13 protein-coding genes and 1 pseudogene are annotated in these 25,340 nt (G+C 69.6%); 3 read left to right on the top strand and 11 right to left on the bottom strand.

The window, feature by feature from the left end; all coding sequences use genetic code 11:
• Nucleotides 1-73: 73 nt before the first annotated feature.
• The 11 genes and pseudogenes from pglX to IF88_RS43875 form a co-directional block, all read right to left on the bottom strand.
• Nucleotides 74-2,959 (bottom strand): annotated as a pseudogene (pglX, locus tag IF88_RS0123425) (BREX-2 system adenine-specific DNA-methyltransferase PglX); the annotation flags it as partial.
• Complete coding sequence (gene pglW / locus IF88_RS0123420; protein ID WP_030715839.1) at nt 2,956-7,614, bottom strand: BREX system serine/threonine kinase PglW; 4,659 nt, start codon at nt 7,612-7,614, stop codon at nt 2,956-2,958. The gene pglW and the pseudogene pglX, both read right to left, overlap by 4 nt.
• 115 nt (nt 7,615-7,729) lie before the next feature.
• Complete coding sequence (locus IF88_RS0123415; RefSeq protein WP_051837426.1) at nt 7,730-11,647, bottom strand: caspase, EACC1-associated type; 3,918 nt, start codon at nt 11,645-11,647, stop codon at nt 7,730-7,732.
• Nucleotides 11,644-12,051 (bottom strand): effector-associated constant component EACC1, encoded by a 408-nt coding sequence (locus tag IF88_RS0123410; RefSeq protein WP_030715834.1) that lies wholly within the window; start codon nt 12,049-12,051, stop codon nt 11,644-11,646. The genes IF88_RS0123415 and IF88_RS0123410 overlap by 4 nt, the downstream gene beginning before the upstream one ends.
• Nucleotides 12,052-12,212: 161 nt before the next feature.
• Complete coding sequence (locus tag IF88_RS0123405) at nt 12,213-14,102, bottom strand: DUF2075 domain-containing protein (protein ID WP_037806766.1); 1,890 nt, start codon at nt 14,100-14,102, stop codon at nt 12,213-12,215.
• A 403-nt stretch (nt 14,103-14,505) separates the two neighbouring features.
• Nucleotides 14,506-15,699: a DUF6895 family protein gene (locus tag IF88_RS40705; protein WP_051837424.1), complete on the bottom strand. Its 1,194-nt coding sequence runs from the start codon at nt 15,697-15,699 to the stop codon at nt 14,506-14,508.
• Nucleotides 15,696-16,550, bottom strand: a complete 855-nt coding sequence (locus IF88_RS0123395; RefSeq protein WP_051837422.1) for an ABC transporter permease — start codon at nt 16,548-16,550, stop codon at nt 15,696-15,698. Before IF88_RS0123395 ends, IF88_RS40705 begins: the two co-directional genes overlap by 4 nt.
• On the bottom strand, nt 16,547-17,527 hold the full coding sequence (locus IF88_RS0123390; protein ID WP_051837420.1) for an ABC transporter ATP-binding protein: 981 nt from the start codon (nt 17,525-17,527) through the stop codon (nt 16,547-16,549). Before IF88_RS0123390 ends, IF88_RS0123395 begins: the two co-directional genes overlap by 4 nt.
• Nucleotides 17,528-17,562: 35 nt before the next feature.
• Nucleotides 17,563-18,888 carry a lanthionine synthetase C family protein gene (locus IF88_RS0123385; RefSeq protein ID WP_234323663.1) on the bottom strand — a complete coding sequence of 442 codons (1,326 nt, stop codon included), beginning with the start codon at nt 18,886-18,888 and terminating at the stop codon, nt 17,563-17,565.
• Between the two features lie 101 nt (nt 18,889-18,989).
• Nucleotides 18,990-22,385 carry a lantibiotic dehydratase gene (locus tag IF88_RS0123380; RefSeq protein WP_030715816.1) on the bottom strand — a complete coding sequence of 1,132 codons (3,396 nt, stop codon included), beginning with the start codon at nt 22,383-22,385 and terminating at the stop codon, nt 18,990-18,992.
• A gap of 139 nt (nt 22,386-22,524) precedes the next feature.
• Nucleotides 22,525-22,695 (bottom strand): gallidermin/nisin family lantibiotic, encoded by a 171-nt coding sequence (locus tag IF88_RS43875; RefSeq protein WP_078893069.1) that lies wholly within the window; start codon nt 22,693-22,695, stop codon nt 22,525-22,527.
• A gap of 455 nt (nt 22,696-23,150) precedes the next feature.
• On the opposite strand from IF88_RS43875, the gene IF88_RS0123370 reads away from it, so the two are divergent.
• The 3 genes from IF88_RS0123370 to IF88_RS0123360 all read left to right on the top strand — a co-directional run bounded on the left by IF88_RS0123370 (nt 23,151) and on the right by IF88_RS0123360 (nt 25,315).
• Complete coding sequence (locus tag IF88_RS0123370; protein WP_030715815.1) at nt 23,151-23,708, top strand: RNA polymerase sigma factor; 558 nt, start codon at nt 23,151-23,153, stop codon at nt 23,706-23,708.
• Nucleotides 23,705-24,595: a hypothetical protein gene (locus IF88_RS0123365; protein ID WP_030715810.1), complete on the top strand. Its 891-nt coding sequence runs from the start codon at nt 23,705-23,707 to the stop codon at nt 24,593-24,595. Before IF88_RS0123370 ends, IF88_RS0123365 begins: the two co-directional genes overlap by 4 nt.
• Nucleotides 24,596-24,670: 75 nt before the next feature.
• Complete coding sequence (locus tag IF88_RS0123360; protein ID WP_051837418.1) at nt 24,671-25,315, top strand: hypothetical protein; 645 nt, start codon at nt 24,671-24,673, stop codon at nt 25,313-25,315.
• The last annotated feature ends 25 nt before the right edge of the window (nt 25,316-25,340 follow it).

The raw sequence follows: 25,340 nt of genomic DNA, 5'->3' as shown, positions 1-25,340 counted from the left end.
CGGCTCCAACACCGCCCACTGTTCATCCGTGAGATCTCCCCGACCCATGAACCGTGATCATCCACAGCTCAAGATCCACTTTCGATACACGGCCTAGTAGCCATGAGCGGAGTGCCTTCTCCTGGAGTTCGTCCCAGGTCTCCGAAAGCCAGCGTCGTTTGAACTCAGGATTCTCGATCATCCCGATCGCGCGAGATGATTTGATGGCATCAATTCGCCGCTTGACGATTTCACGATATGGGGTAGGCCAATTTTCAGGGATCTCGGTGATAGCTCTCGAGCCGTGCCGCCTGAACCAGTCGGACTCTACCCCCTCGTGCGCAACCTGTCGTGCGAGTGCGATTTCGAAAGCACGCTCACCGAGGGCGATCTGAGGGATGGTGAGGTCGTCGGGCGCGTCTGGTACGCGTAGATCCTCAGAGTGAAGGGCGTAGAGGGAGTAGACATGCCAATCTAGCTCCTCCTGGAGTGCAATCATCCGGGCGCGAGTTGCGTGCCAGGTAACGCAGGCTTCGCGAAGGGAGGTTGCGGTCGGCGTCGTTTGAGCCGCTAGCGAGCTGGGGGTAACTGCCGTGAGCTTCTGGGTGAGTGCGTCGAGGGCCGTTGCGAGAATTGTGGGATAAGCAGAGGGGAGCGGCAACCGCTCAACGTTGGTGCCGTTAAACTGATATCGGACTGTCCACTTCTCGGACTCCAAGCCGCGCCCCACGCCGTTGCTGGGCTTGTCTTGGCAGGCCATTTTGAGCCAGAAGCAAGCGGTAGAGCTGTTGAGCAGCCCCAGTAGACCCAGGTACTCTTTCTCACTAGCTTCCTTGTTGAGCTTAATTACTGGAGAGGTCTGCTTAAATACACGTCCACCTCGGTCCATAGCGAAATGGTTGTGTGTGGCCACTTCGGCAAAGGTGATAGAAAGCGGTGTCTGGTAGGCGGACGAGGTGTACTGCATGTAGTCCCACCACTCAAGGCCGGCGTCTGCCATGTCGCCCTGGAAAGTGCGCCTGGCTTGAAGCGTCCGGCGCAACGGCCAGAGCTCGGCATTTAGTCCGTCTGGATGAAGTTCCTCCGCATAAGGAAACCAGATTGCTTCCTCTGATTCGGCCCCCCAGTCACGAACAATCTCTCCATTAACGAGAGGGCGAAGCCCTTTGTGGTTTGCGGTGGCCTTGTATGTGCTGCGCAGAGGTCTGACGTATGCCTCATCCGCCCCTGCGCGGATGGCGCGGCCGATGGGAGGTTCAATAGCACGCTTCATGGGCTGTACGCTGGCCTGGTCGAGCTGCTCGACCATTTCGCGACCGCCAGCTGCGAGAATCCATGGTTGACTGCCGAAGTAACGGCCACGCTCCAGGTCATCTACTGACACCCACTTACTCGTGGACCCCGGCTTGTCAATCTGGTCCACGATCGCACCCCACACCAGCCCATCTTCGCCGTTCTCGGGGGCTACGGGCTCTCCCTGGATGCTACGTACTGTGCGAATCGTCTCGGAACGGTGATTGCCGCCGCGCTGCCTGCCGACGAGGATTACTGTTGGTGTCCCATGCCCAGGGATGTAGGCCCCCGAGCTGTCGATAACTTCGGTCAGCTCCACCTCATGCCCGAAGTACTTCTCAATGAGGCGTGCGCCGAACTCCCGCTTCATGAAGGAGTTTGCCGTGATCTGGCCGACCATGCCATACCCGCGCCCGCTCTCCGGTTCGCCCTTTCTAGCCAGTTCGAAGAACCTCTGTGCAAAAGGAACCGAGAGTGCGTATGTGCCCGCGCAAGCGTCGTACAGTCCTCGGTACAACTCGTTGAGATTCTTGTCCTTCACGGTGATGTACGGCGGATTACCCACCACAACGTGGTACCGGCCCTGGAGCAGAATATCCCGGTGCTCCTGCACGTCCTCTGTTTCGTACTTGAACTCGGCCACTTCGTCGACAGCTTCGGCTTCCGTGTCTTCGAAGAGGTTGCCCTGCCGGTACCGGTGCTTGATGAGCGAGTCGCCCACCGCCAGGTGGATCGGCCACTCGTGGTTCGCGGCCTCCGCCACCGTCTCGACACCACTCGCTGCCATCGCAGCAACCAGCAACCGGAACCGAGCCACAGCCACGGCGAACGGGTTCAGGTCCACTCCGTGAACCGAATCCAGCGCAGCCCGTACCCGCTCGTGCAGGTCTTTGCCCGGCTGACCCTCACCCCACAGACGTATCAGCCGCCGGAACGTGCCCAGGACGAAGTGACCCGACCCGCATGTCGGGTCGATCATCTTTAGGCCCTCGTAACCGAACTCCCGGACCGCCGGGTTCATCGTCCGGTCGAGGATGAACTCCTCCACGAACTCCGGGGTCTGGAGCAGCGCATAAGTCTTTTGTGCCGCCTCGCTCAGGTCCTGGTACAGGTCACCCAGGAAGCGGGTGTCCCAGCCCTCCGTGCCGTCCTCGTTCAGCTGGTCCGTGAAGTCGTGCACCAGCGCGCCCGCCTCGTCCCGCTCACGCCAGAACGCGACCAGCTCCCGCGCCCCGTCGTGCGACAGCGGGATCTGGAACAGCGGGTTGTGCTTGCGGTCGAACAGCAGCCGCCCCGCCTGGCCGGCGCCCAGTTCCGCGAAGGCGCGCTCCAGCCAGCCGCGGAACGTCGGGTCGTCGTCCGTTTCGACGTACGCCTCGTACCGGGCCAGTGCCAGGTCGCGGCGATCGGCCTCCGGGGCCGTCAGGTAGGGCTCCGGGATGAGCTGGTTGTCCTCGCAGAAGCGGACGAAGACCGTGCCCAATACCCACGCCACCGCGACCTGGGTGATCCGCTCGTCCAGCCAGGAGTTCCACGTCGCCGCCGTGCGGCCCAGGGTGCGGGCGCGGTCGTACTCGGCGCGCAGCTTCGCACCCTCCGATACGACCTTCACCTGCTTGGCGAGATCAGCCTCGACCGCCTTGACCTGCTGCTTCAGGTCATCCAACAGGGCCTTGCGGTCGATCACTTGGTGTCTCCCTCGGTCTCATCAACAACAACGCCGGTTGTGTCCGTGCTCAGCACACGGTCCCGGTACGCCTTCTCCACCCACGAATCCGGCAGCTGGATCCATTCGCCCAGCCCGGACTGATACGCCACCGCGGTCTGGCTCAGCTTCGGTTCCCGCGACGGGTCGCCCTGCGGCACCACCACCCACAGGCCTCGCCCGCCCTGCCGGGCGGCTTCCGCGAGGCCGTCCAGGATGCCCATCGCGTCGTACCGCGCGAACACCGACGCCTCCGTCAGCAGCACCGGCCCCGCGCTCGAACCCGCACCACCGCCCAGCAGCCCCCGCACGCGCGGCTCCACCTTGCCCCACGCCGTCCGCGCGTACTCCGCGAACTTCATCGCGCCGCGCGAGCCCGCCTCGGCCACGTCTGCCTTCAGCAGGGTCTCCCACGTCGGCTTCGAGCCCTCCGGGGCCAGCTCGTGCATGGCCTCCAGGAACAGCTCCGTCACCGACACGACCTCGGCGCTTATGGGAGCAGCCTCCAGGGCTAGTACTGCGCGCCGCGAGGAGCCCTGGCGGACCGTCAGTACCCGGTAGCCGTCGCTCCGCGCAGACGCGGCCAGGCGTTCGTCGGCCTGGGCGCGGCCCGCGAGCAGCGGATCGTCCGAGTAGCGGGTCTCGGTGGTTCCCAGGTCGGTGGTCTGCCGCCAGGCGCCCGTGGTCAGGTAGCTGGACGCGTTGTCCATCCGGGTCGGCAGGTACCGCGGCGTCTTGCTGTCCTCGCGGGTGGACAGGGTCAGGTCGAAGCCCGCGTCTCGCAGGGCCTTCGTCAGGGGGCCGCCGGTCGGCAGGTCGTGCGTGGCCGCACCGCGCGGGTCCCGCAGGACCAGCTCGGGGAACCGGGCCCGTACCCGCTCGTGCACGTCATCACCGGTCAGGCCCGGCTGGCGGCCCTCCGGTACGCCCGGGATCAGCCGGACCAGACCCGCCTGGGTGAGCCGCAGGGCCCGGACCAGGGACAAGTCCCGGGGGTAAATTTCTAGGCGGGGCGTCGCCGCCGCGTTCAGGGAGGCCGCGGCGGCCAGCTCCACCAGGCGGCGCTCGTCCCAGTCGACCGTGCCCGGCGGCGGTGTCAGGGCGCCCAGCTCGCTCAGGACGGTCGTCGCGGTCGGCAGCGTGTCCAGATCCGCCAGCCGGTCGGCCTTGCGGCCCAGGCGTACGGCGTACTCGAGCAGGCCCGGGGCGGTCGGGGTGTCGGGTGCGTCGTCCTCCCGGACGTCCAGCGCGAGCAGGCCCGCGCCCAGTGCCTCCTCCGTGGCCTTGCGGTTGGGCTGGTGCTGGAACTCGGCTTCTTCCGGCTCCAGTTGCTCGACCTCCACCACCGCTCGTACGGCGGCCAGCGCGAGCGCGCGCCGCTGCTCCCGCTCGGACAGCTGCGTACCGCGTCGTACGGCCAGGGCGTCCGCGATCTCGGCGGCGGAGGCGACCCGGCCCAGGCCCACCAGAAGATCCATGATCTCTTTGCGGAGCGCCTGCACCGCCGGGTGCTTCTTCCAGCGCTTGCGCTCTTCCTTCAGCATCTGCGGGATGCGGCCGGCCGACAGGGCGAGCGCGTCCGCGACGTCCTTCTGCTTGGGCCAGACGCCGATGTCGGGAAGCTCGCCGCGCTCGTTGGGCAGCCGCAGCAGCAGCCGGACCATCTCGACCTTGTTGTGGTTGGAGCGGTTGTTGTTCAGCTCCGGAACGAAGATCGTGGCGAGGGTGTCCAGGCTGACCGAGCGCAGCGCGGAGCCGCTGAGGCCGCCGGCGTCCTCGCCGGTGGCCAGGCCGCCGAGCAGCGCCGACTCGGCGGCGGACAGCTGGTCGAGCTCCTCCTTGGCTTCGGCGCGGCCGCGCGGGGTCAGCGGCGAGATGGGCGTCTCGCGCAGCCGCTCACCCCACTCGCGCTGCCGGCGCTGGACCTCGCTGCGCGTCTTGGCCCCGAGGCCGGGCGCGTTGACGAGCTTGCGGCGGCTGTGGTCGAGCAGCTCGCCGACCGTGGTGACGCCCAGGCCGTAGAGGAAGGACTCGGCGGCCGGGGTCAGGCCGGCGGCCGACAGGTGGGTGTCGCGGGTGACCTCCGCGGCCAGCTGCTCGCGCTGCTGTTCGGCGGTGAGCGGCTCGGCGTCCGCGATGGCGGCCGGGACATCCGCCCCAGGGGCCGTCTCCGGGTGGCGGGAGCGGTGGCTGGACGGCACGATCTGCGCGATGTCCAGGAAGATCTTCTTCCAGGCGTCCCGCATCGGCTTCAGCTCGGCGAACCGCTGGGCGGCATCGCGGTGGAGGGCCTTCCGGAAGAAGGAGACCAGGCCGTCGCGGACCGCCGGCTCGAAGGCGTCCGCGGCGATCGTGGGGAACGGGTGCTCCTTGGGATCGGTCATCCGCGGCAGCACGGAGCCGTTGCCCCACTTCGGCAGCTCGCCCGAGGCCATCTCGTGGAGGGTGACCGCGACCGCGTACCGCTCGGCATGTGCGTCGTAGGCGGTGCGGGTCAGGGTGCCGATGAACGGGTCGAGGTATCCCTCGGTGCCGGCCTCGTACTCGTTCGCCGGGTAGCCGGCCAGCGAGAAGTCGATGAGGACGAGCTCGCGCGTGCGGTTCGGGCGGATGCGGATGGCGATGTTGTCCGGCTTGATGTCGCGGTGCCAGACGCTCTCGCCCTCCAGGAAGTCGACGGCGCCGAACAGGTAGTCGCCGTACGCCTCCAGCTGGTCGATCTGCAGGCGGCCGCTCTCGCGCAGCTGACGCGCCACCGTCTCCTCACGGCGACGGGTGCGGGAGGCGCCCGGGTCGGTGCCGTCGCCGCTGTCGTCCCGTTCGTCGCCCACGTACTCCAGGGCGAGGACGGTACGGCCGCCGATGTGCAGGGGCTCGGGCTCCACGAGGCGGATGATGCGGGAGTCGGCGCGCAGTCGGCGCATGGTCGCGGCTTCGTGGACCAGGATTTCGCCGCGGTTGTCGGAGAGCGCGACCTTGAGCACGACGAGCGGGCGCGTCTTGCGCTCCTCGGCCTGCAGATCGCGGACGAGGAAGGCCCGGCTGGTCGAGCCGGTGCCCAGGCGGCGGCGGACTTCCCAGCGGCCGGCCAGGACATCGCCGGCGACCGCTTCGAGGGGGTCCTTCTCGGGGGCCTCCGGGGCGGCGGGAGTGGCCGGGGAGGTGAGCGCGTCCTCGACGCACTCCAGCATCTCCAGGAACTCGTCGACCGTGGACAACCGCTGGTCGGGACGGTAGGCGGTGGCCGCCTGGACCAGCTCGTCGATGTCCTCGGACAGACCGTCGACCAGGGAGCTGGGGCGCAGGCCCTCACCTGCCTCCAGACGGGTCAGCAGCTCGGCCTGGCTGGCGGCCGGAGCCCTGCCCGTGACCAGCAGGTAGGTGAGGACGCCGAGGCCGTAGACGTCCAGGTACACCGGGTCGGCGTTGAGCGCGGTCAACTCGGGGGCGAGGTACGGATCGGAGCCCTCGGACAGGTGCATCGCGGACAGCGCCGTCGGCGCGAAGCGGGTCGCGCCCTGCCCGGAGCTGCCGCTGCGCTGGGTGGCGATCTGCCAGTCGGAGATCTGCAGGTGCGGCGACAGCCAGGCTGCGTCCTCGCCGAGCACCTTGCCCTGCGGTCCGCGGTTGCGGGGCAGGACGTGCACGGAGCGGGCGGCCAGTGCCCGGTGGTGGATGCGGCTGGAGTGCGCGGAGCGCATCGTCTCGGCGAGCTGGCGGACCAGTGTCATGCGGCCGAGGATGTCGAGCTTGTCCCCGTACTGCAGGAGGTAGTCGTCCAGGCGGAGGGTCTGCGGGTGGTAGTCGAAGATCAGCGCCGGGCCCGCGGAGTGCCCGGACGGGTCGTACTGCTTGAGCTGGACCACGCCGGGGTGGCGGAAGCGGCGCAGGACGGCGGCTTCCCGGCGGGCGGCGCCCTCCACGGACTGCCGGATCGTGGCGTCGGAGCCGCGTTCGCGCAGGTAGATACGGACGCGGGCGGCTTCGGGCAGCTCGCTGTGGGTGGCCAGGTAGTCGGCCCAGGTCGGGCCGGAGTCGAAGGACTTCCGCTCCAGCTGGTACGGGCCCACCTTGTACTCGGCGTCGCTGCGGCGGATGCCGACCCGCTCCAGGGCGGCCTTGATCTCGCGGGAGTCGACCGCGGTGATCCGCCGGCGCTCGTCGCGCGGCGGCTGCTTCAGCATCTCGACCAGTTCGGCGATGGTGTAGACGCCGTTCTCGTCGTGGGCGGGGAGGCGGATGCGCAGGCCGTCGTCGGTGAAGCAGACGGCTTCGCCGACCCAGACGCGCTTGCCGTTCTGCCCGAGCAGCCCGGCGAGCTCCTTGGCCTTCTTGTTGACCAGGTGCAGCGGATTGCCGTGCGGGCGGCGGTGACCGTTCGGGGTGGTCTGCACCCAGGTGCCGTTCTCACTGGTCAGCGAGCCGTGCCAGTTCTTCAGCTCGATGACGCAGACCCCGCCGGGGGCGACGACGAGGAGGTCGACCTCCCGGACGTGCCCCGTGTTCGCGGTGAAGGTGAAGTTCGACCAGGCCCGCCACGGGTCGGAGTCCGGCAGCTTCTCGCGGATGGACTCCAGACCGCGGCGTTCATGATCGAACTCGGACTCGGTGACCGTGGTCCACCGGCCTTCCCGCATGTGCTGCCCCCGCTTCGTGGATCTGTTGTGTCCGCAGCGATCCTAATGGCGGAGCCCGACATCAGGGGCAGCCGTGAGCAAGCGGGCACGGAAGGGATCGGCCCCCCCGGAAGGGTTACCGGACTTCCTGAGCTGCAGGAGTGGGTCCCATGCCGAACAGTGGCTCCAGGGCCCTGTCTCCGGCGAGGATCCGCCAGGCCGGCACCCGGACCGTGCGCTCCACCGGACCGGTCTTCGCTCCCAGGCCGCCGGACGGCAGCCCCACCAGTAGGTCGCCGCGGGCGTGGGTGAGGCGCAGGTGCCGTTCGGGGTCCTGGCCGTGCTGGGGGCCGGTGTCGATCAGTACCGCGGTGTTCGCGCCGTCGGCGGTGAAGAGCAGGTCCACAGTGTGCCCGCCGACCGGCGCCGCCCGCTCCAGATCGGTGACGCCCCGTGCGGCGAGGTGCTGCTGGATCCGGTCCGCGAGTTCCTCACGGAACTTGGACGCCGTCGTCACTGGCGCCGTCACCGGCCTGACGTCAGGGTCCGCGGCGCCGTGCGCGACCGCACTCAGCAGGGAGGACCGCTCAGCGAGCAGAGCAGGCAGTCCCGCCTGCCCCTGCCAGAAGGTGTGGCTGCCTACGGTGACCAGCTGCGACTTCGCGCGGGTGATCGCCACGTTCCATAGATTGACCTGGCTCGCCACCCAGTGCGCCGTCCGTGGCGGGGTGTTGTGCGTCGCCACCGGGCTGAGCACCATGACATCCCGCTGGCCGCCCTGGAAGGCATGCACGGTGCCCACCCGTACCCGGTCGTCGTCCGCCCAGATGCGGGCGAGTGCCTCCTTCTGGGCCCTGAACGGTGTCACCACCCCGACGGTGGCGTGCTCCGGCAGCCGGGCGAGCAGCTCGTCCACCGTGGTCCGTACGGCTCGGGCCTCGGCCGTATTGCGCCAGGACTGCCCGTCGGCGCCTCGCGCGGACTCGCCGCCCGGTACGTCCACCCAGCCCAGGACCGGAGTCGGATCCGCGGACCCGACCGGATCGAGCGCCGGCACCTGCCTGCGGACATCGGTGAGAACCTGCAACTGGCCCGCGTAGCAGTAGCCGTTGACCACGTCCGCGATCGCCGGATGACACCGGTAGTGCTCGTCCAGGAGCAGCGCAGCCTCACCGTGCTGCGCTGCCGCATGGTACGAGGAGTAGACGTGGTAGGCGAGCCGGTGATCTTCAAGGAGCGCCGCGCTCAGCCCCGCGCGCACCCGGGCCTGCCGCTCCTGCTCGGGAGAGATGCCCGGGATGTGGCCGAGCTGCATCGGGTCTCCGATGATCAGCGCACGCTTCGCGCGGAACAGCAACGGCAGGATCGCCGGAATCGAGCACTGGCTCGCCTCGTCGATCACCACGAGGTCGAAGAGCTTCGGGGTCAGCTCGAGCTGGCGCACCGAGTGAGTGCTGATGGCCCACCCCTTGATGTGGGCCATCAGATTCCGCTGGCTCTTCTGGAAGCCGGAGCGCTGGCGCAGGGCTTGTAGCCGCTGGCCCATCAGTGAGCGCCCGCGCGACATGGCCTCGGCGGCCACGGCCCGGGACAGCTCGCCCGAGGCTTCCGACAGTCCGGCCGCGCTCTCCAGCCGCGCCCGCTTCAGCTCTTCCTCGTCGCAGGCGAGGTGCTCGGGTACGAGTTCCCGCAGGGCTCGTTCCACGGACGCGGCATCGGCCAGAGAGCCGAGCAGCTCGGGCGAGGCGGGCCGCTCGGCGGCCCATGCCGGCCACGGGTACGCCGGATCGGCGGCTTGAGAGGCGACGAGTGCGGACAGGACCCGCCCCCTGCGCCACCGGCCGAACGAGAACCAACCCGCCGAAGCCGCCTTTCGGGCCCGCTCCTGCCAACGGGCGAGAGGAGGGGACCCGTCGCCCGCCCAGGCCCGCTCCAGTAGTTCCACCGCCATTGCGAGACTGCCGGCCCGCTCGGCGCGCTCGCGGAGAAGATCCAGCAGCCGGATTTCCTCGCCGACCAGGCCGGCTGCCTCCGCCCGCCGTGCGGCTGCCACCGCCTGGCGGTTGCGCAGCTCTCCCGCCACGGTCGCCGAGCCGCGCCGCGGCATCTCACCGGGCTCGGAGAGCAGCCGCTCCAGCTTCGCGGCCTCGCGCTCCAGGGCCGCGGCATTACCCGTCCGCATGAGCAGCCCGGGCGAGATGGCGTCACAGCGCTCGGCGACGACGTCGACCGCCTCGTTGTTGGTGGAGGCGACGAGCACGGACTGGCCGGCGGCGACGGCGGTGGTGACGACGGCGGTCACGACCTCGCTCTTTCCGGTGCCGGGCGGCCCGGTGGCGACGGTGAGAGGGCGTGACATCGCCGACGCGATCACCAGCTGCTGGCTCTCGTTGCTCGGTCCAGGCGCGACCACGGTCTCAGGCGCATCGAGGACGGTGCCGGGATCCCCTCCCGTCAGGAGCGCGTCCAGCGCAGTACCAGGGATGTGTCCCGTACGGGCCGACATCTGGAGCAGGTTGTCCACCAGGGCTTGCGTGGCGATGCGCTCCACACCCGTGGGCGCCAGGAGTACGGCGGCGTTGTGGGCTCCGGGACGCAGAGACTGCATCACGGACTGCTCGCTCAGCGCGGACAGGTCGAGGGGCTCCAGCTCCGGGACACCCAGCTCCGTGAGCAACTCCCGTACGGCGCGCACCATCTGGCTGTCGTTGCCCTCCTGCCAGGTCGGCTGCCAGCGGGCCAGCATATCGGCGGCTTCGTCGTCACCCAGCAGCTCCGTGATCACACCCGTGTGCAGGGAGGGCACTCCGCTCGGGCGGAGCAGGTCCCGGCCGTTCTCGTCCGGAGCGAGTTCCATTGGCTGGATGAGCAGCGGCGCGATCCGCATCGATGCCCGTCGCCGGCCGTCTCCGCCGCGCTCGGGAAGGGTGATGGCGGGATATCCGTACCAGTACTCCTGCAGCGCATCGGTGTTCTGCTGCGCGCCGTTGCTCTTGGGCTTCGGCAGCTGCGCGGGGGCGGGGAAGGACGACCCGAGGCCGGACTGGATCGTCTCGGGGCCCCGTCCCAGCAGGAAGTAGGCGGAGTCGCGCCCCTTGTCCCGGTCGGGCAGCGTTCCCGATGCGGCCTGCGCGGTCAGGCAGTGCACGTAATAGCGCAGCAGCCGCTGCCACTCCACGCCGTCGTGAGCGTCCCGCGCGGCCAGCTCTTGCGCCTTGAGCAATGCGGGGGACCGCTGTGCGGCCTCGGCGGCGTCGCGGGGCGGGGGCTGGAGGTGGACGGTCCGGGCCACGGAGCGCGCGAAGGGCAGGCTATGTGTCGCGCGGATCGTCGATTTGGTCGGTCGTTGCTCCTCGGGCACACCGTGCCGCACCATCTGGGAGGTCAGGTACTCGAAGAGGTCGTCCGGTGTGATCCAGCTGCCGTTCTCCTTGATCCGGCCGGTGCGCAGCCCTTCCACGATCTCCCCGGTGAACCGAGAGGTGCCGAGGGACGATCCGACCGGGGCCATGGCGGAGGCTGCCTGGAGTGCGTCGGAGGCGGTGATGAAGTAGACGCCGGTCGGCCGCAGCAGGGTGCTGGGCGAAGGCCGGTCTCCCGCGTCCGTCGCACCCTTGGCCGTCCACCCCTGGACGACGGAGCCGCTGGAGCAGCAGTCCAGCAGCACGACCTTCGAAGAGGCGCGGCAGGACTGGAGCATGCGCTCCAGGAACTCCGCGGAGACGGCCGTGCCCGGCAGGTCATCCGGGTCGGCGTCCCGAGTGAGGAAGTACAGCTGGTTGTCGGCCTCGCAGAACTCGCCGTGCCCGCTGAAGTACAGCAGGGCCGTCTCGCTGGGTTGCCGCTCCTCCAGAAACGCCTCGATGGCGTGCAGCATCTCGGCGCGGGTGGGCTCCGCGACCATGGCGCAGTCGTTGTACATGCCGATCTCGGTGCTCTCCAGGACCGCCTGCATGTAGTGCAGGTCGGCCCGGACCGGCGGCAGATCGTGGTAGTGGTCACTGTCGTACGTGGATACGCCGATGAGGATGGCGTACCGGTCGTTCTCGCTCATTCGGCGCCCGGCCCGCCCTCATCGCCGTCGCTGTTCCGAGTGTCCCCATCGAGGAACCGTGCGATCTGCTCGTCATCGGCGCGAGCCTCCTTGCCGGAGATGCGCAGGGTCGCCCCGTCCGGGCGGGTGACCACAACGGTCCGCTGCGGCACGCGGGCGAGCCAGACCTGCACGCCCGCGGCGACCAGGGAGCCTCCGCTGAACACCAGCCCGATGAGGTCGGTGACCGCGCCGCCCTTGTCGGTCTCGCGGCCGGTCCGCTGACCGGGAACGTCGAGAGCGGCCAGGGGGTCGACATCGCCGATCGTGGCGAGGAGCTCGCGTGCTTCACGGCGGGCACGCAGCGGGTCCTCGTCGACGATGGAGATGCGGTAGCCGGGTGAAGCCGTGTGGATGGTGTTCATGCTTACTGTCCCCCTGGTTTCCTCGTGCGGCGAGCACGAGCCCGTGAGGATATCCAGAGGGATCGATGCCTATGGCACTGTTTCTGGAACTGGATGGTTCATTGGCGTAAACATGCCGATCCACGTCGTATGGGCAGGCAGTTCGTCCCACCGGTCCGGCCCTATTCGGCGGTCGAGACCTCGGCGATGGGCGGGATCAAAGTGCGGAGCTTCGCGCGGGTCTCCGGGTCCGTCGAGTAGATGATCGTGCCGATCATGCCGCGGGTCAGCAGCACCTTGTAGGTGTTGCGGACCAGGCGGTCGACGTCCTCGTCCGGGGTGGCCTTGGTGAAGGAGGGGTCCTTGGACGCCGTACGATCCACGACCCAGCGGTCGGTGCGCCAGACGAGGTCCGGACCCATGATCACGCCGGACCAGTCGTACTCGAAGCCCTGAGCGGTGTAGACGCATCCGACCTGTTCGAAACCCGCGGGATCGGTGGCCCACAGGGGTGCCGGCGGCGCGCCGAGCAGGGAGCGGTCTCCGGACAGGTTCCACGGCTTTGCCCAGTCTCCGATGACCACGTCGGCGGGCAGCTCCGTCATGCTCGGAGTGATCTTCGTCGTCCACTTCCAGCAGTAGCCCGCAGACAGCCGAGCCTCGTAGTCCTGGGCACGCTGTGCGGCCAGGAATTCCTCCAGTTCCTGCGGGCTGTCCGCCGTCAGCAGCTGGACCTTGCCGTCGGGCTCCCACTCGGCGGGTCCGTCACCCTCCAGCCCCAACAGGCCGGTCACCCATCGTAGGTACGCGTCGCTGCCACCGCACCGGAACTGGCTGTCCAGCTCCACCACCGTGCACTCCAGCCCCTGTTCGGACGCCGCCTCCCGGATCTCCTCCACGGTTCCCTTCTCGCCCGGGCGCACCACCTGGTGCTGGTCCAGCAGGAACACGGGAACCCGGGCAGCGTCCATCAGCTCCGCCACTTGGGGGCGGCCAGAGCGCAGGGCGGCCTTGGTGTAGCGGTTGGCGGAGGTCTTGCGGAGGCGATGTGCTTCGTCGCAGACGAGCACGTCCAGGTCGTTGGGCTCGGCCTCCATGAAACTGTTGAAGTAGCGGAAGAGCTTCTGGACCTCAGGCTTGCGGGCTCCCGCGACCTTGCGCATCGTCTTGGTGAACGACTGCGAACCGGTGGCGTGAAGGGCGGGCACACCGCGCCGGTAGAGATCGCCCAGCAAGGACAGGGCGATCACGCTCTTGCCGGAGCCCGGACCGCCGGCTACCACGACCACCTGCTTGTGGTTGGACCTCCGTGCCTTTCGGACCGCTGACATCACCGTCTCGTATGCGAGCCGCTGCTCGCCCAGCAGCACGAACTGCTCCCGGTTGCGGACCTCTTCGGCGGCAACGGCCATCAGCTGCTTCGACGGCCTTACCTTGCCCTGGAGCAGGGCGTCGGCCGCATCGGCGCCGGGTTTCGGTGCCAGCGTCGAGCGAAGGTAGTTCAGGAAGGCGCCGCGCTGCTCACCGGTGAACATCCGCCCCCGGCGGTCTTCCGTGACATCCCGCAGCCCTGCCACTCCGAACTCGGTCGCGTTGTGCAGGTACGCCACTCCGGCGATCGACTCCGGTGCCTGCTCCAACGCCCCGTTGAATGACACCAGGTAGTCGCAGTAGCCCCGCACCTGCTCGATCGGGTTGAGGACGGGGCGCGGGTACGCGTCGATGCGGCACCGCAGCGGGTCGCCGTCCTCTGGGTAGGCGTTGCTCCACTGCTTGAGCTCGACCACCACGTACGACGGTCCGCCGGTGGCCGGATGAACGCCGGCCAGTATCACGTCCGCGCGCTTACTGGTCAGGGGCAGTCCGTACTCCAGCAGCATTTCCACGTCGCCGAGTCCGGCTTCGACCAGCGCATTGGTAAGCGCCGGGATGCTGCGTTCCCAGGAGCGCACCTCCGACGGGTGGGGCCGGTGGCGGTGCTTGTGCAGGAAGTTCTCGCTCAGGAGCTGTGCCAGCCGTCCTTCAAGGTGGGTGCGGGTGGCCAACGACGCCGCGGACTCACGGAACAGCAAGAAAATGCCCCCAGGCAGCACGAAGTAGCTCGTGCGGGTGGGGGCATGTCCTTCAGTTCCACGGAAGTGGAGCGGAAGCCCGGCGGGCCGCTGAGATGGTTACCGCAATCCTAGAACAGGACGTGGATCATGTCCTCAGAGCTGGGCGGCAGCTTCGAGTGTGAGAACTGGTGACGCTCCTCCGACGCATGCTGCTCGCTATTGTCGATGGCTGAGAGCCTCGAGCTGCGGTTCGCTGAGCGCTCTGTCTCTCAAGGCGTTTCCTGGGACGCATCCTGTCGAGTGCGTCGCGATCCTGGAGCCGATCCGCGACGACGCCTGAGCCGCAGGCCGTTTCACCGGCGGTGTGGTGCACCCCGGCCCGCGCCGAGTGCGCTGACATACCCCCGTGCTTGCGTGGTGGTCATGGTGCGGGGCAGTCCCAATCGACGGCGAGGCGCAGCGCGGTTGCCGAACGGGGCAGCGGTGCGGTCTGCATGCCGAGGTGTTCGGCGGCGTGCAGGATCTCGTCCAGGAGCATCGGGTCGGCATCCTGCACGGCGATCACCAGGAGGGGGTCGAGCTGTTCGCGCCACGCGTCATGAGCGGAGGGGCTCTTGCGGACCTCGTTGGCCCAGGCGAGCACCTCCGTACGGTCTGCGCGGGGCATCGGGACTCCGAGGTCCGGTCCGGGGGAGACGGAACGAAGGGTCACCGTCGCGGCGAGCGCGGCCGCGAGAGTCGTGTGGTAGCAAGTGCCGAAGAGATAGGCGGCCGCTTTGTCTCCGGTCAGACCCTCAAGGACCTCGGGCCTGTGCACCGGGCTGGGAACGGCACCGTCGGAGCGCTGTGCGGCTTCGACGGCTTCCCACCCCTGCCTTTCGAAGGTCAGGGTGGGCCCGCCCAGTGCCCGAGCACACAGCAGGAGCTCGGACAGCAGGTCCAGGTTCCTGCGTGCCAGATGCACACCGAGCAGAACGCGTACGGCCTCTCGCAGGGCTTCGCTTCCGGGTGTGTCCGGGCAGGGGCGCTGCCCGAAGTCGGTGGCGTAGAAGACGGAGTGCGTGAGCGCGTACGTCTCGCTGCTCGTCAGTTGGTGTACGTCGGGGCTGAGGGCGGCAATGCTCTGGGCGTACAGCGACTCGGCGTCGGGGAGACGCGACGGGGCGGCGAAACCGCCACGGTCGAGGAAGTAGCGCAGTTCAAGACGGTTGAGGACGGGTTTGTGCGGCTGGGTGTGTCCGCCGGCATCGGCGTCCAACAGCGCCTGGCAACGGGTGCGTGACGTGGGCTGAGGGCGGCCGAGCAGGTCGAGGAGGGACACGAGATTGAGGTGGTAGGGGAAGAGCTCGTCGCCCCTGCGCAGGCCTTCGCCGAAGGAGGGCGCGGCGGCCGTGCGCGCGGCCAGCTCGACGGCACGGCGGGTGAAGGCGGCGTTGGCCTCCGCGTGGACGCCGGACCGGCTCAGGAGCCTCACCAGGCCCAGTAGTTCGAGGAGCGTGCTCGGCGGGAAGGGCCGCCGGGGCAGGTGTTCCTCCCAGCGCTCGGGGGCGAACCATTCGAGGTTGGTCTCCAGCCAGCCGAGCGCACCCGCCAGGACCCGGGAGGCCGCGCTCATCGGCCGCTCCGCAGCCGCAGCAGGGCCAGGACGGCGAGGAGGATTCCGCCGAGCACGGCGAGGTCCGCCCAGAGGGGGAGGAGGCCGCCGCTGCCGAGGAGGGTCTGACGGGCCAGGTCGACGGCATAGGTCATGGGGTTGAGATGCATGATCCAGCCGAGCCAGGCGGGAGCGTCCTGCGGGCTGAACACCGAGCCGGACAGGAACAGCATGGGGAACATCGCGAGCTGGACGGTTGCCTGAAGGGTCTGCACGCGGGTGATGACCGTGGCCAGGCAGAGGCCGATGACGCTGAAGACGGTGGCCGCGAGCCCGTAGCAGCCGACCGCGGCGATGAACCGCAGCGGAGTCAGATGGACGCCCATGAGGGGGGACAGGGCGAGCATCAGCACGCTCTGTACGGTCACCATCCCGGCTCCGGCAGCGACCTTTCCCAGGGGGAGGCAGATCCGCGGAACGGGGGCGACGATGAGCTCGCGCAGTACGCCGTACTCGCGGTCCCAGGCGTAGGTCTGGCCCGAAGCGACGCCGATCGAGACGACCTGGATGGCGATGATGCCGGGGAAGACGTACGCGCTGAACTCCACCGGACCGCCCGGTCCGTCGGCCCCGACGGTGCCGATCATTCCGTCGAAGCCGACCGCGTACACGAGGACGAAGAACAGGATCTGCACGGCCTGGCTGAGGAGCACTCCCGGCCGTTTCACCTGACGGAGCAGATCGCGGTGGGCGATCACCGCGATGGCGCGCAGAGCGGTTCGCAGGGGGGCGTCGGCCGGGGTGAGGGGCGAAGCGCTGTCCGGAGCGTGCCGGGGAAGCCGTCCGGTCGGCGGAGCGGGGGCGACGGTCATCGGTGGCTCACACTCTCCTGCGTCTGCGGCGGGCGGGTGCTGTCGGGGTGGGCGGCGGCCGCGAGGTACACGTCGTTCATGGACGGGCGGTGCACGGAGACCGTCAGGCCGGGTACGTCGAGGGCGCGGACGACGTCGGCGATGCGGGCCTCCGGGTCGGGGCAGTGCACTGCGACGCCCCCGTGCTCGATCAGGGGCTCGAATCCGGCAGCGCGCAGTTGTCGTGCGGCGGCCTCGTCGTCCGCGCAGGACACCACGATGCGGGAGGACTTGAGGCTGCTCTTGAGACGGTCGACGCTGTCGTGCCGGATGATGCGTCCGCGTTGGAGGATGACGATGTCGTCGGCGTACTCCGCCTCGTCCATGTAGTGCGTGGCGAACAGGACGGTGACCCCGAGATCGTCGCGCAGCTGCCGAAGATCGGACCACACTCCGGCGCGTACGGCCGGGTCGAGGCCGTTGGTGGGTTCGTCGAGGATCAGCAGGCCCGGGCGGTGCAGCAGGGCACGCGCTATCTCGACCCGCCGGGCGAGGCCGCCGGAGAGTTCCTCGACGGGCTGCCGGCGCCGGCTGGTGAGATCGAACCGTTCGAGGAGGGTGTCTATGCGGGCGCGCGCCTCCGCTCGGGGCACGCCGAAGAGGCGGGCGTGGAACCAGAGGTTTCGGTCGATGGAGAGTTCTTTGTCCAGTGTGCGTTCCTGGAAGACCAGACCGAGCCGCCGGCGGGCGGCCATCGGCGCCTCCTCGACGTCGTGCCCGAAGATGCGTACCCGTCCGGAGTGGGGCCGCGAGGCGGTCGAGAGGACCCCCAACAGGCTGGACTTCCCGGCGCCGTTCGGCCCGAGGAGAGCGGTGATGCGGCCGGGGGGCGAGCTGAGGGACACGTCTTCGACGGCGGTGACGCTGCCGTACCGCACCACCAGACCGGTCGTTTCGAAGGCCGCAATGGGTGCGGGAGGAAGGTCGGGTGTGTGCACGGCGGCGTCTCCCTCTGGTGCACGGGGCGGCTGGATCATGCGAGCCCCAGCGTGCGGTCCCAGGGAAGCGGGGAGTCGTGCACGGGGAGAAGGCACAGGGCGACACCTGCCGCACCTTCGAGCATGCCCGCGGTGTTGACGGCCCGGTGCGGGACCGGTGAATTGGCGGCGGCTGCGAACCGCATGAGGTGGCGGAAGCCGAACGGCGCGTCCGCGTCCGCACAGTCCAGGGTTCGCTTGACCAGCAGGGCCTTCCCGAGATCGAGTTCGGCCCGTGCCTGGGGGTCCGTGACGTGCCGGGCCACGCGGCCGACGATCCTCAGCAGTCCGCCGTAACCGTGGCATACCGTCGCGCCCTCTATCGCCCAGTCGGACTCGTCGCGCCGCAGGGCGGCCCGCAGCGCGTCGACGGCCGCGGTTGTCCACTCCGGGCGGTCCAGGGCGCGGCCGGCCCGGAAGAGGGCAGCCGCGACACCGGGGGTGCCGTAGCACCAGGCGGTACGGGTGAAGAGCCGACCGGGGCGCTCGTCGGCGACTTCGTCGTCCCAGCTCGCACGGGCGGGCCAGTAGGGGCCGGCCTCGTCGTGCAGCGTCCAGCTGAGCAGCCACTCGGCGATCCGGACGATGGCATCGCGCAGGGGGGCCTCTCCGTGCCCCATCTCGTAGGCGGAGGTCAGCACGGCGAGCGGGCCGGTGATGCCGTGGGCCATGCCGAGGTTGAAGTCGCCTCGCGGGTACGTCGTGCGGTCGCGTTCGGTGACCTGGAGCTCGGCGGGGACCCACCATCCGGGAACGTCTCGTCCGCGGACCCGCACCGGCTCGGTGAGCGCGATCAGGTGCCGCAGGGAACGGCTGAGCGCGGCCTCGACGGCGGGACCGGACTCGGCGGCATCCGTCGCCGAGTCCAGGAGGAGGCGGGTCGTGCCCGCCAGTCCGTTGATGAGGTCGTACGCGGCCCAGTCGACGCCGGGGGCACCGGCACCGCTCCGTTCGCGGAAGGCGTCCAGGCGTTCGGTCTGGTCCTGGGCGAGCCAGCCGGCGAGGCTCTTGCGGAGCGACCCGTAGTGGCCCTCGGGTCCGGCGCAGGTCTGGGCGGCTGCGAGCAGGGCCGCCGGCCCGGAGAACAGGCCCAGGCTCGGCGCGGAGTTCATGGCGCGGCCCGCGGCGCTCAGGTGTTGATGGGCGGCAGGCCGCCAGGCGTCGTCGGACCGGGCGAGTTCGCCGTAGAGCAGGGCGGTGCCGGGCAGGCCGTTGGCCAGCGTCATCGGACCCCACATCACGGAGTCGTAGATGGGGTCGCGGTTGTCCTCGTGCGAGGCGACGCTTGCGACGTGCCCGGGGTCGGCGAGCCGGGACGCCACGAGAGCGATGGCCGCTTCAGCCGTGAGAGGGGCCGGCGTGGAGCCTGCGGTCACGAGGCCGGCCGCGGACTGTGGGGTTGCCGTGCCTTGTGTGTGGGTCGTCATGTGTTCTGGTGCCTCCGGCGGTTGAAGTGGTCCTGCACCGCGCCGCGGGCCGTGCCGAGCACAGTCATCTCGCGCGCGCTGTCGCCGCCGAAGAGCCGGTTGCAGACCATGTGGAGCAGGCTGCCCACCACGCGCCCCTCCGGGGTCGGTCCTCCCGCACGGACCGCGTCGGCCAGCCTTCGCACGGCGCGGTTCCGCTCGTCCAGGACGGCGAGCACCCGGGCCCCGGTCGGGTCCGGGGCGAGCCCGGGCCAGCCGTCGTGCGGATCGACCAAACGGCGCCAGTGCGCCTTGCGGGAGCGGAAGGCGGACGGCAGCTCGCGGCGCGTGCCCGTCATGGAGAGCCAAGCCACCGCCGGGTCGTCCCCGAAGTCGCCGTCGGCCAGCATGTCCGCGAGCCTGGGGTTGTCGGGTGCGGGCGGGCCGAAGGCGTGGGCCAGGGCCGCACAGGAGACCACCGCGAGATCGTCGAGGTCGAGCCGCTCGAACCGCCCGGGGCCGTGGGACGCGGTCACGGGGTTCTTGACGAGCCGGAGCAGTTCGACGGCGGCCTCGCTGTCGTACCGGAACACCTGCTCCGCCAAGTGCTGCGCGGCCGGGCCGCCGTACCGCTCGATCTCGGGATCGTAGGGTGCGACCGCATGGCCGCGTACGAGCCCCGACCGTTGCCAGCGGTCCAGGAGCGTACCGACTGCGGGAGCGACTTCGCCCCACAGCACACGGGGATCGGTGCCGTGCAGACGTACCCGCAGGTGGTGGCCGTCGGCATCGGTGTAGCGGATGAAGAACCAGTTGTCACAGCCGAGGCCGGCGGCCAGCGAGACCAGCTCGGCCAGGTGATCACGGATCAGCTCGTCCTGGGAGCGTGCCGCGCAGTACAGCTTGAGGTAGAGCCACTCGCCCCCGAGACCGTGGACGGTGCGCGCGAGCCGGCGGTTGCCCGCGTAGGGCCGCCGCAGGGAGAACCCGGCGGGACCGGGGACCGGAGGAGCGGCGGAGACCGTCGAGTCGGCTTCCGCAGCGACCGCGTCCCGGCGCACCATCGGAACGACCAGTTCCGACGTGTGTCCGGCCAGGGGGCTGTCGAGCCAGCCCTCGTGCTCGCCGGGGACCTCCTGGGCGATCAGGTCGTGGTGGCGCAGCACCTGGTCCCGGAGGAGCTCGCGGTGCCAGGCGTCGTCGAGATCGAGGAGCAGACGCTGGTCGGCGGTGACGGCGAGCACGCGGTTCGGTACGTCCCATTGCGAGCGCCACGTGCGGACTGCCGCCGCCCATTCTTCGGCCTGCGGCTCAGCGGTTCGGGTCCGCAGTTCCTGCGCCATTGCGCGCAGGGTGTCGAGCCGCCACACGGCGCAGGCGAGCACGAACCGCCCGTACCGAACGCGCGGTACGAAGGGCGCGTCAGCGAGTGGTCCCCAGTTCCACGGCTCCCACAGGCGCTGCCCTTCGAGCCCGATCTCCCACAGGAGACGTATGGCGTTGGGTGCCTGGGCCGGGGCGCTGACCATATTGCCCAGAACCGGCACGAGTTCGCGGCCGGTGGGCAGATGGACGGCTGTGAGGCGATCGAGAGTGGCACCGATGCCTATGTCGGAGAGCGCGAGCTCTTCGACGCCTTCCGGCGTCCCCGATTCCCGGGAGCCGACACTTCGATCGCCGTTCGTGACGTTCGGCACTCCTACGCTGATCCGCACGCCCGTCGCCGGAACGGTGTGCGCGAGATTCGCGGCCCGCCCCGAGCGCGGTCGGAACGCCAGGTCCACCGGGACCGCGTCCTGGACGTGCACGGGGTTGTCGCGGTGAAGGGCGGCGAATTCCTGCTTCCACTGGGGATGTTGATCCGCGAAGCGGGCGAAGGTCGATCCGGCCCGGTGGGAGCCCGGCGAGGGCGAGAGGAAGACCAGGAAGTCGCCCTCATCCAGTGCCTCCACCTGGGGCGCGACCAACTGCACGGTCACCTCGCAGGAGTTGGGCAGGCCGGCCGAGTGTGCTGCGGCGGGCTCCTCCACCCCGTCATGGCACAGTTCGGCGAGGTCGTCGTCGCCGATGACGATCTCCCGATGGCCACCGCGCTGCGCCGCTGCTGCGAGGCGGGCCAGTGCGCGGTCGCGGGTCGCCGCGCGCGGGTCGGCGGGCGGGACGGGTGCGGCCTCACTGTTGGGCCAGCCGTAGCCGGCGGGCGGCCCCAGACCGGTGGACTCGTCGAGGAGTTCCAGGATCGGGACGAGCCGATCGGCTCCGTGCACGTCGAGGAACCGGCGGTGGAAGTCACGCAGGGAGAAGAGCCCGAGCTTGGGCCGGGACAGGTGCCACATGACGGTCGTGGCCCGCTCGATGACGTTCCGCACGCCATGTGGAACATGGAGCGACGAGTCGGTCCGGGTGTCGATGTGCAGGGGGGTGTCGTCCGGTTCGACGGCTCGCGCGGCGGCGAGGAGCCGGGCCAGCTGCTCGCTCCCTTCGCCCACGGCCTGGGTGTCGTAGAGCTGCCGTTCGTGCTCGACGGCCATCAGGCCGGCATGGATCTGCCGGGTCTCGACGGTTGCCGCGTCCATGTCCACGCCCGACAGGAGGCCGAGTACGTGGTGCAGGGGGTCACCGCCGTCCAGCGGCGGGCGCAGCCCTGTGATCAGGAACTCCTGGCGCACCAACTCGGCGAGCAGGTCCCGCACCCGGTCGGTGGGGGCGCCGGGGAAAGCGGCCACGGTGCGTTGCACGAGCTCGGCGTACGGCAGCGGGGACGCGGCCTCGATGAGGGCCCGCTCGACGACCGGCGTGCGGCGCAGCGAAACGGTGGAGCGCCCCTCGCCGTTGTCCCCCGGACGCACACCCTGGGTGGAGGGGGAAGCCAGGACGAGACGGTCGCCTCTGGGGACCAGCGCCTGGTGTGCCTGGACGGGGAGGCCGGCGATGACGGCCGGGTCCTGTTCGAGACGGTGCCCGATCCGGGTCAGCCACTGCATGTCCGCATGAGTGCGTGTGCGGTGGTCGCTTCCGCGCTCCATTTTCGCGGCCGAGTCGAAGCGGCCGACGGAGACGCCCGCGAACAGGCCGAAGGGGGTGGGCCTGGTCCGCATCCGGATGTCGTAGCGGAGTACGGCGAGAGCGGCGCGGCGCAGTTGGCCCGGCCTGATGCCGGCAGGTCCGCGTTCGGCGACCCGGCGGACCAGCGCGTCCAGGCTGGGCGAGGCCAAGGCCAGCGCCTCCTGGAGACGATGGTTGGCCGGTACGGAGGAGAGAAGAGCGGCGCAGGCTTCGAGATCCTGGGGGTCGGGCCCGTGTTCGGCGGCGATGGCAGCTCCCGCACCCGTACCGGTGAACTGCGCCAGCGGTGCGCGGTGCAGGAAGATGTCCCGCGCCTCGAACAGTGCCGTCGGTTCTGGTTCCCCCATGGATCTTTCCCTTTCGTGTCCCTGCGTGCGTGCATCCGTGGTGACGTGCGTGCGCCCGCGGTGCGCACGCACGTCATTTACGGGAACTGCTCACGGACGGGCGGCCGGTGAGCCGCCGGACCGTACGTGATGCGTGAGATCAGCAGCAGTGGCTGCAGCCGGAGCCGCCGCCCTCGCTGGTGCAGCCCGGGGTGCAGTACGAAACGCTCGTGATGGCCGGGCCCGCGATGGACCTCTCGACACCGATCTCGAGGTCGAGGTCGAAGAGGTTCGTGTTGTTCTGGGGCTGGGGCGACATGGTCAGGCCCATGGACACTCCTTCATCGAATGTGGCTGGATGTTCATGGATCGCGATCTGTTGATCACGGAACCACAGGTGGTCGGGGGTGCTCAAGAGAGCCGAACTGGGTTGGCAGTTGTGGCAGTTGTGGCAGTTGCCAAGCAGTGCGACGCAAGTCGACGGAACAGACGGGCCGGCTCCATGACGCAGAAGGAGCGCTCGACGGCCGGGTCGGGATCTCCCGGGAGGGGCGGGCGGCGCTGGTGGGAGAGCCGCGGTCCGGCGCTCCGGGTGAGGTCTCGCGCCGGTGATTCCGGGCAGGTCCGAGCGTCGAACCCAGAAGGACCGCCGGGAGCCCGGACGCCCTCGCCACCCTCGACACCCTCGGCAGTCGTACGTCGCCCGTCGATCGGAAGTGGCTGGAAAGTACACCTAGTTCGCCGAGGCTGGTGAACCGATCGGAGCTTCTGGGATACGTATGAGACATGTGTACGGACGAAGTTCTGATCGCTGCCGTCGCCCGCGGCGATCAGACGGCCCTGCGGACCCTCTATGAGAGGCATGCCGCTGCCATGCTTCGACTCATCCGCAGACTCTCCTCGGACCAGGGCGTCTGCGAGGAGATCCTCCAGGAGAGCTGGCTCGCGGTGTGGCGCTCGGCAGCAGGCTTCCGGGGCGAGTCCTCCGTGCGGGGCTGGCTGCTCGGCATCGCGAAGCGCCAGGCGCACAACCAGCTGCGCCGCTCCCGACCCCGGTCGGTCGACCTGGCCGAAGCCTTGGACGTCCCGGACTCCGCACCGAGCGTCGAGGACCAAGTACTGCGGGACGCCGCGCAATCAGAACTTCTCACTGCTGTACGCGCGCTGCCCGAGCACCTGCGCGAGGTGCTCGCTCTGGTGCTGGTCGAGGACTTGCCCTATCCGGAGGTGGCCTCCGTGCTCTCCATCCCGGTGGGCACTGTCAAAAGCCGCATGTCCCACGCACGGCGGAGACTCGGCACCATGCTCACCGCGAAGCGGTTGGAAGGAACGGGACGACGATGACCGGACATCCCGGGGAACACCCCCCGGACGAAGTACTGACCCTGCTGGCCAGGTCCGACACCCCCGACCTGCCCCCGCACGTGTCGCAGTGCACGGACTGCCGTACGCGGCTCGACACCTGGCACGTGATCGGTGAAGCACTGCGCACAGATGCCGTCAACGTAGCCCCACCGTCCTTCGACGCGCTTCTGGGGCCGGCGCTGCTCGCCGGCGGTGAGGGCCGACGGGTCGGCCACCCGGCGGGACCGCGGAAGGAGGCGCGCGTCACATCGAGATCTGGACGACTTCCATTCCGGCCGGCTTTCGTTCTCCAGCTCTTCGCCCAGCAGATGACGTTGATGCCGGTCCGCTGGGCCGCCCTCAACGCGGCGGGTTTCCTCACGGCCGCCCTGCTGGCCTCCACGCACGTACAGGTCAGCCTCGGAGCACGGTTCTTCGGCGCCGTGACCGTACTGCTCATGCTGTTCGGAGCCCTGCTCGTCGCCTCGCCGCGGCGCGACCCCCGCCGTGAGCTCCTCTTCACCCTGCCGGTCACCCCGACCGCGGTGTTCCTGACCAGGTTGACGCTCGTACTGGGCATCGACCTCCTCCTCGCGGTGGGCTGCTCGGCCCTCGTGGGCGGGCCCGGCTGGTGGCCGGTGGTGTCCGGCTGGCTCGGTCACGCCTTGCTCGCCACCTCGCTCGCACTCGCCCTGTCCGTCAGGTTCGGTCCGGCCGCCGGCGCCACGGCGGGCGGCGTCCTGTGGCTGTTCGGTGCCGTGCGGGGTGCGTTCAGCACCCCCGCCGACGCGGTCGTGGACGTGCTCGCGTCCACGACGCCCTGGACGCTGCTGGCCGCCGCCGCACTTCTGGGATGGGCCGTGCGTTCCATGCGGACGATTGTGTGAACCGGAAAGCGTCGAACCGCTACGTACCGAGCACAGCCCCGAAACGGGGCTCGGTCACGGACGGGAGGAGATGTCATGCGAGCCGGAACACGGTGGCGGTACGAGATCCGCCGCTGCGGGAAACAAGCTGCCGTACTGCCCCTGGTCGCGGCCGCGCTCGCCTACGCGGCAGTGGGCGGGACGCACGGCGCGGGCCCGGGATTCGCAGGAGGTGCGCTCCTCGGCCGTACCCTCCTGTCCACCGCGCTCCCCGCCGCGACCGCGCTGGCCTGTGCGGCCATAGTGGTCCGGGAACCGATGACGGAGCTGCACCTGACCCTGCCCACTCCCTACGCGCGGACCCTCGCCCGACGCCTGGCCTGGCCCGCGACGGTTGCGACGGCCAGCGCCGTCGCGCTGCTCACCGCCGCCGTACTCGTCGGCCTTCCGCTGGACCCCGGCGGCCCGGTCATGCTGCTCCAGCTGTTGGGACTGACCGCACTGCTGAGCGGCTCGGCGGTCTACGTGACGGTCCGCTCCGGATCGGCGGCACCCGCCACCGGCCTCGTCGTGGCAGCCGTTCTCGCCAAACTCCTGCTCGTGGACCGGGTTCTTCCCGAGGGCCTCACACAGGCCCTTCCCGCCCTGCTGGGCGGAGCGGTCCTGGCCGGCATGGCCCTGCGCACCGTGACTCCCCCCAACGAAGCAGGTCCGCTCCTCACCCGCCGCGAGCCCGGGTGACCCGATCGAGCGGTAGGCGTGTCGA

The sequence above is a fragment of the Streptomyces sp. NRRL F-2580 genome (assembly GCF_000720115.1).
Taxonomy (GTDB): Bacteria; Actinomycetota; Actinomycetes; order Streptomycetales; family Streptomycetaceae; genus Streptomyces.
The sequence above is the reverse complement of the archived record's forward strand: the minus strand, read 5'-3'. Positions and strand labels throughout refer to the sequence as shown.

Bases quoted from the DNA above. Each gene is read 5' to 3' on its own strand.
- pglW (WP_030715839.1), bottom strand. From the start codon at position 7,614: ATGCGGGAAGGCCGGTGGACCACGGTCACCGAGTCCGAGTTCGATCAT.
- IF88_RS0123415 (WP_051837426.1), bottom strand. From the start codon at position 11,647: ATGAGCGAGAACGACCGGTACGCCATCCTCATCGGCGTATCCACGTAC.
- IF88_RS0123410 (WP_030715834.1), bottom strand. From the start codon at position 12,051: ATGAACACCATCCACACGGCTTCACCCGGCTACCGCATCTCCATCGTC.
- IF88_RS40705 (WP_051837424.1), bottom strand. From the start codon at position 15,699: ATGAGCGCGGCCTCCCGGGTCCTGGCGGGTGCGCTCGGCTGGCTGGAG.
- IF88_RS0123395 (WP_051837422.1), bottom strand. From the start codon at position 16,550: ATGACCGTCGCCCCCGCTCCGCCGACCGGACGGCTTCCCCGGCACGCT.
- IF88_RS0123380 (WP_030715816.1), bottom strand. From the start codon at position 22,385: ATGGGGGAACCAGAACCGACGGCACTGTTCGAGGCGCGGGACATCTTC.
- IF88_RS43875 (WP_078893069.1), bottom strand. From the start codon at position 22,695: ATGGGCCTGACCATGTCGCCCCAGCCCCAGAACAACACGAACCTCTTC.
- IF88_RS0123370 (WP_030715815.1), top strand. From the start codon at position 23,151: ATGTGTACGGACGAAGTTCTGATCGCTGCCGTCGCCCGCGGCGATCAG.
- IF88_RS0123365 (WP_030715810.1), top strand. From the start codon at position 23,705: ATGACCGGACATCCCGGGGAACACCCCCCGGACGAAGTACTGACCCTG.
- IF88_RS0123360 (WP_051837418.1), top strand. From the start codon at position 24,671: ATGCGAGCCGGAACACGGTGGCGGTACGAGATCCGCCGCTGCGGGAAA.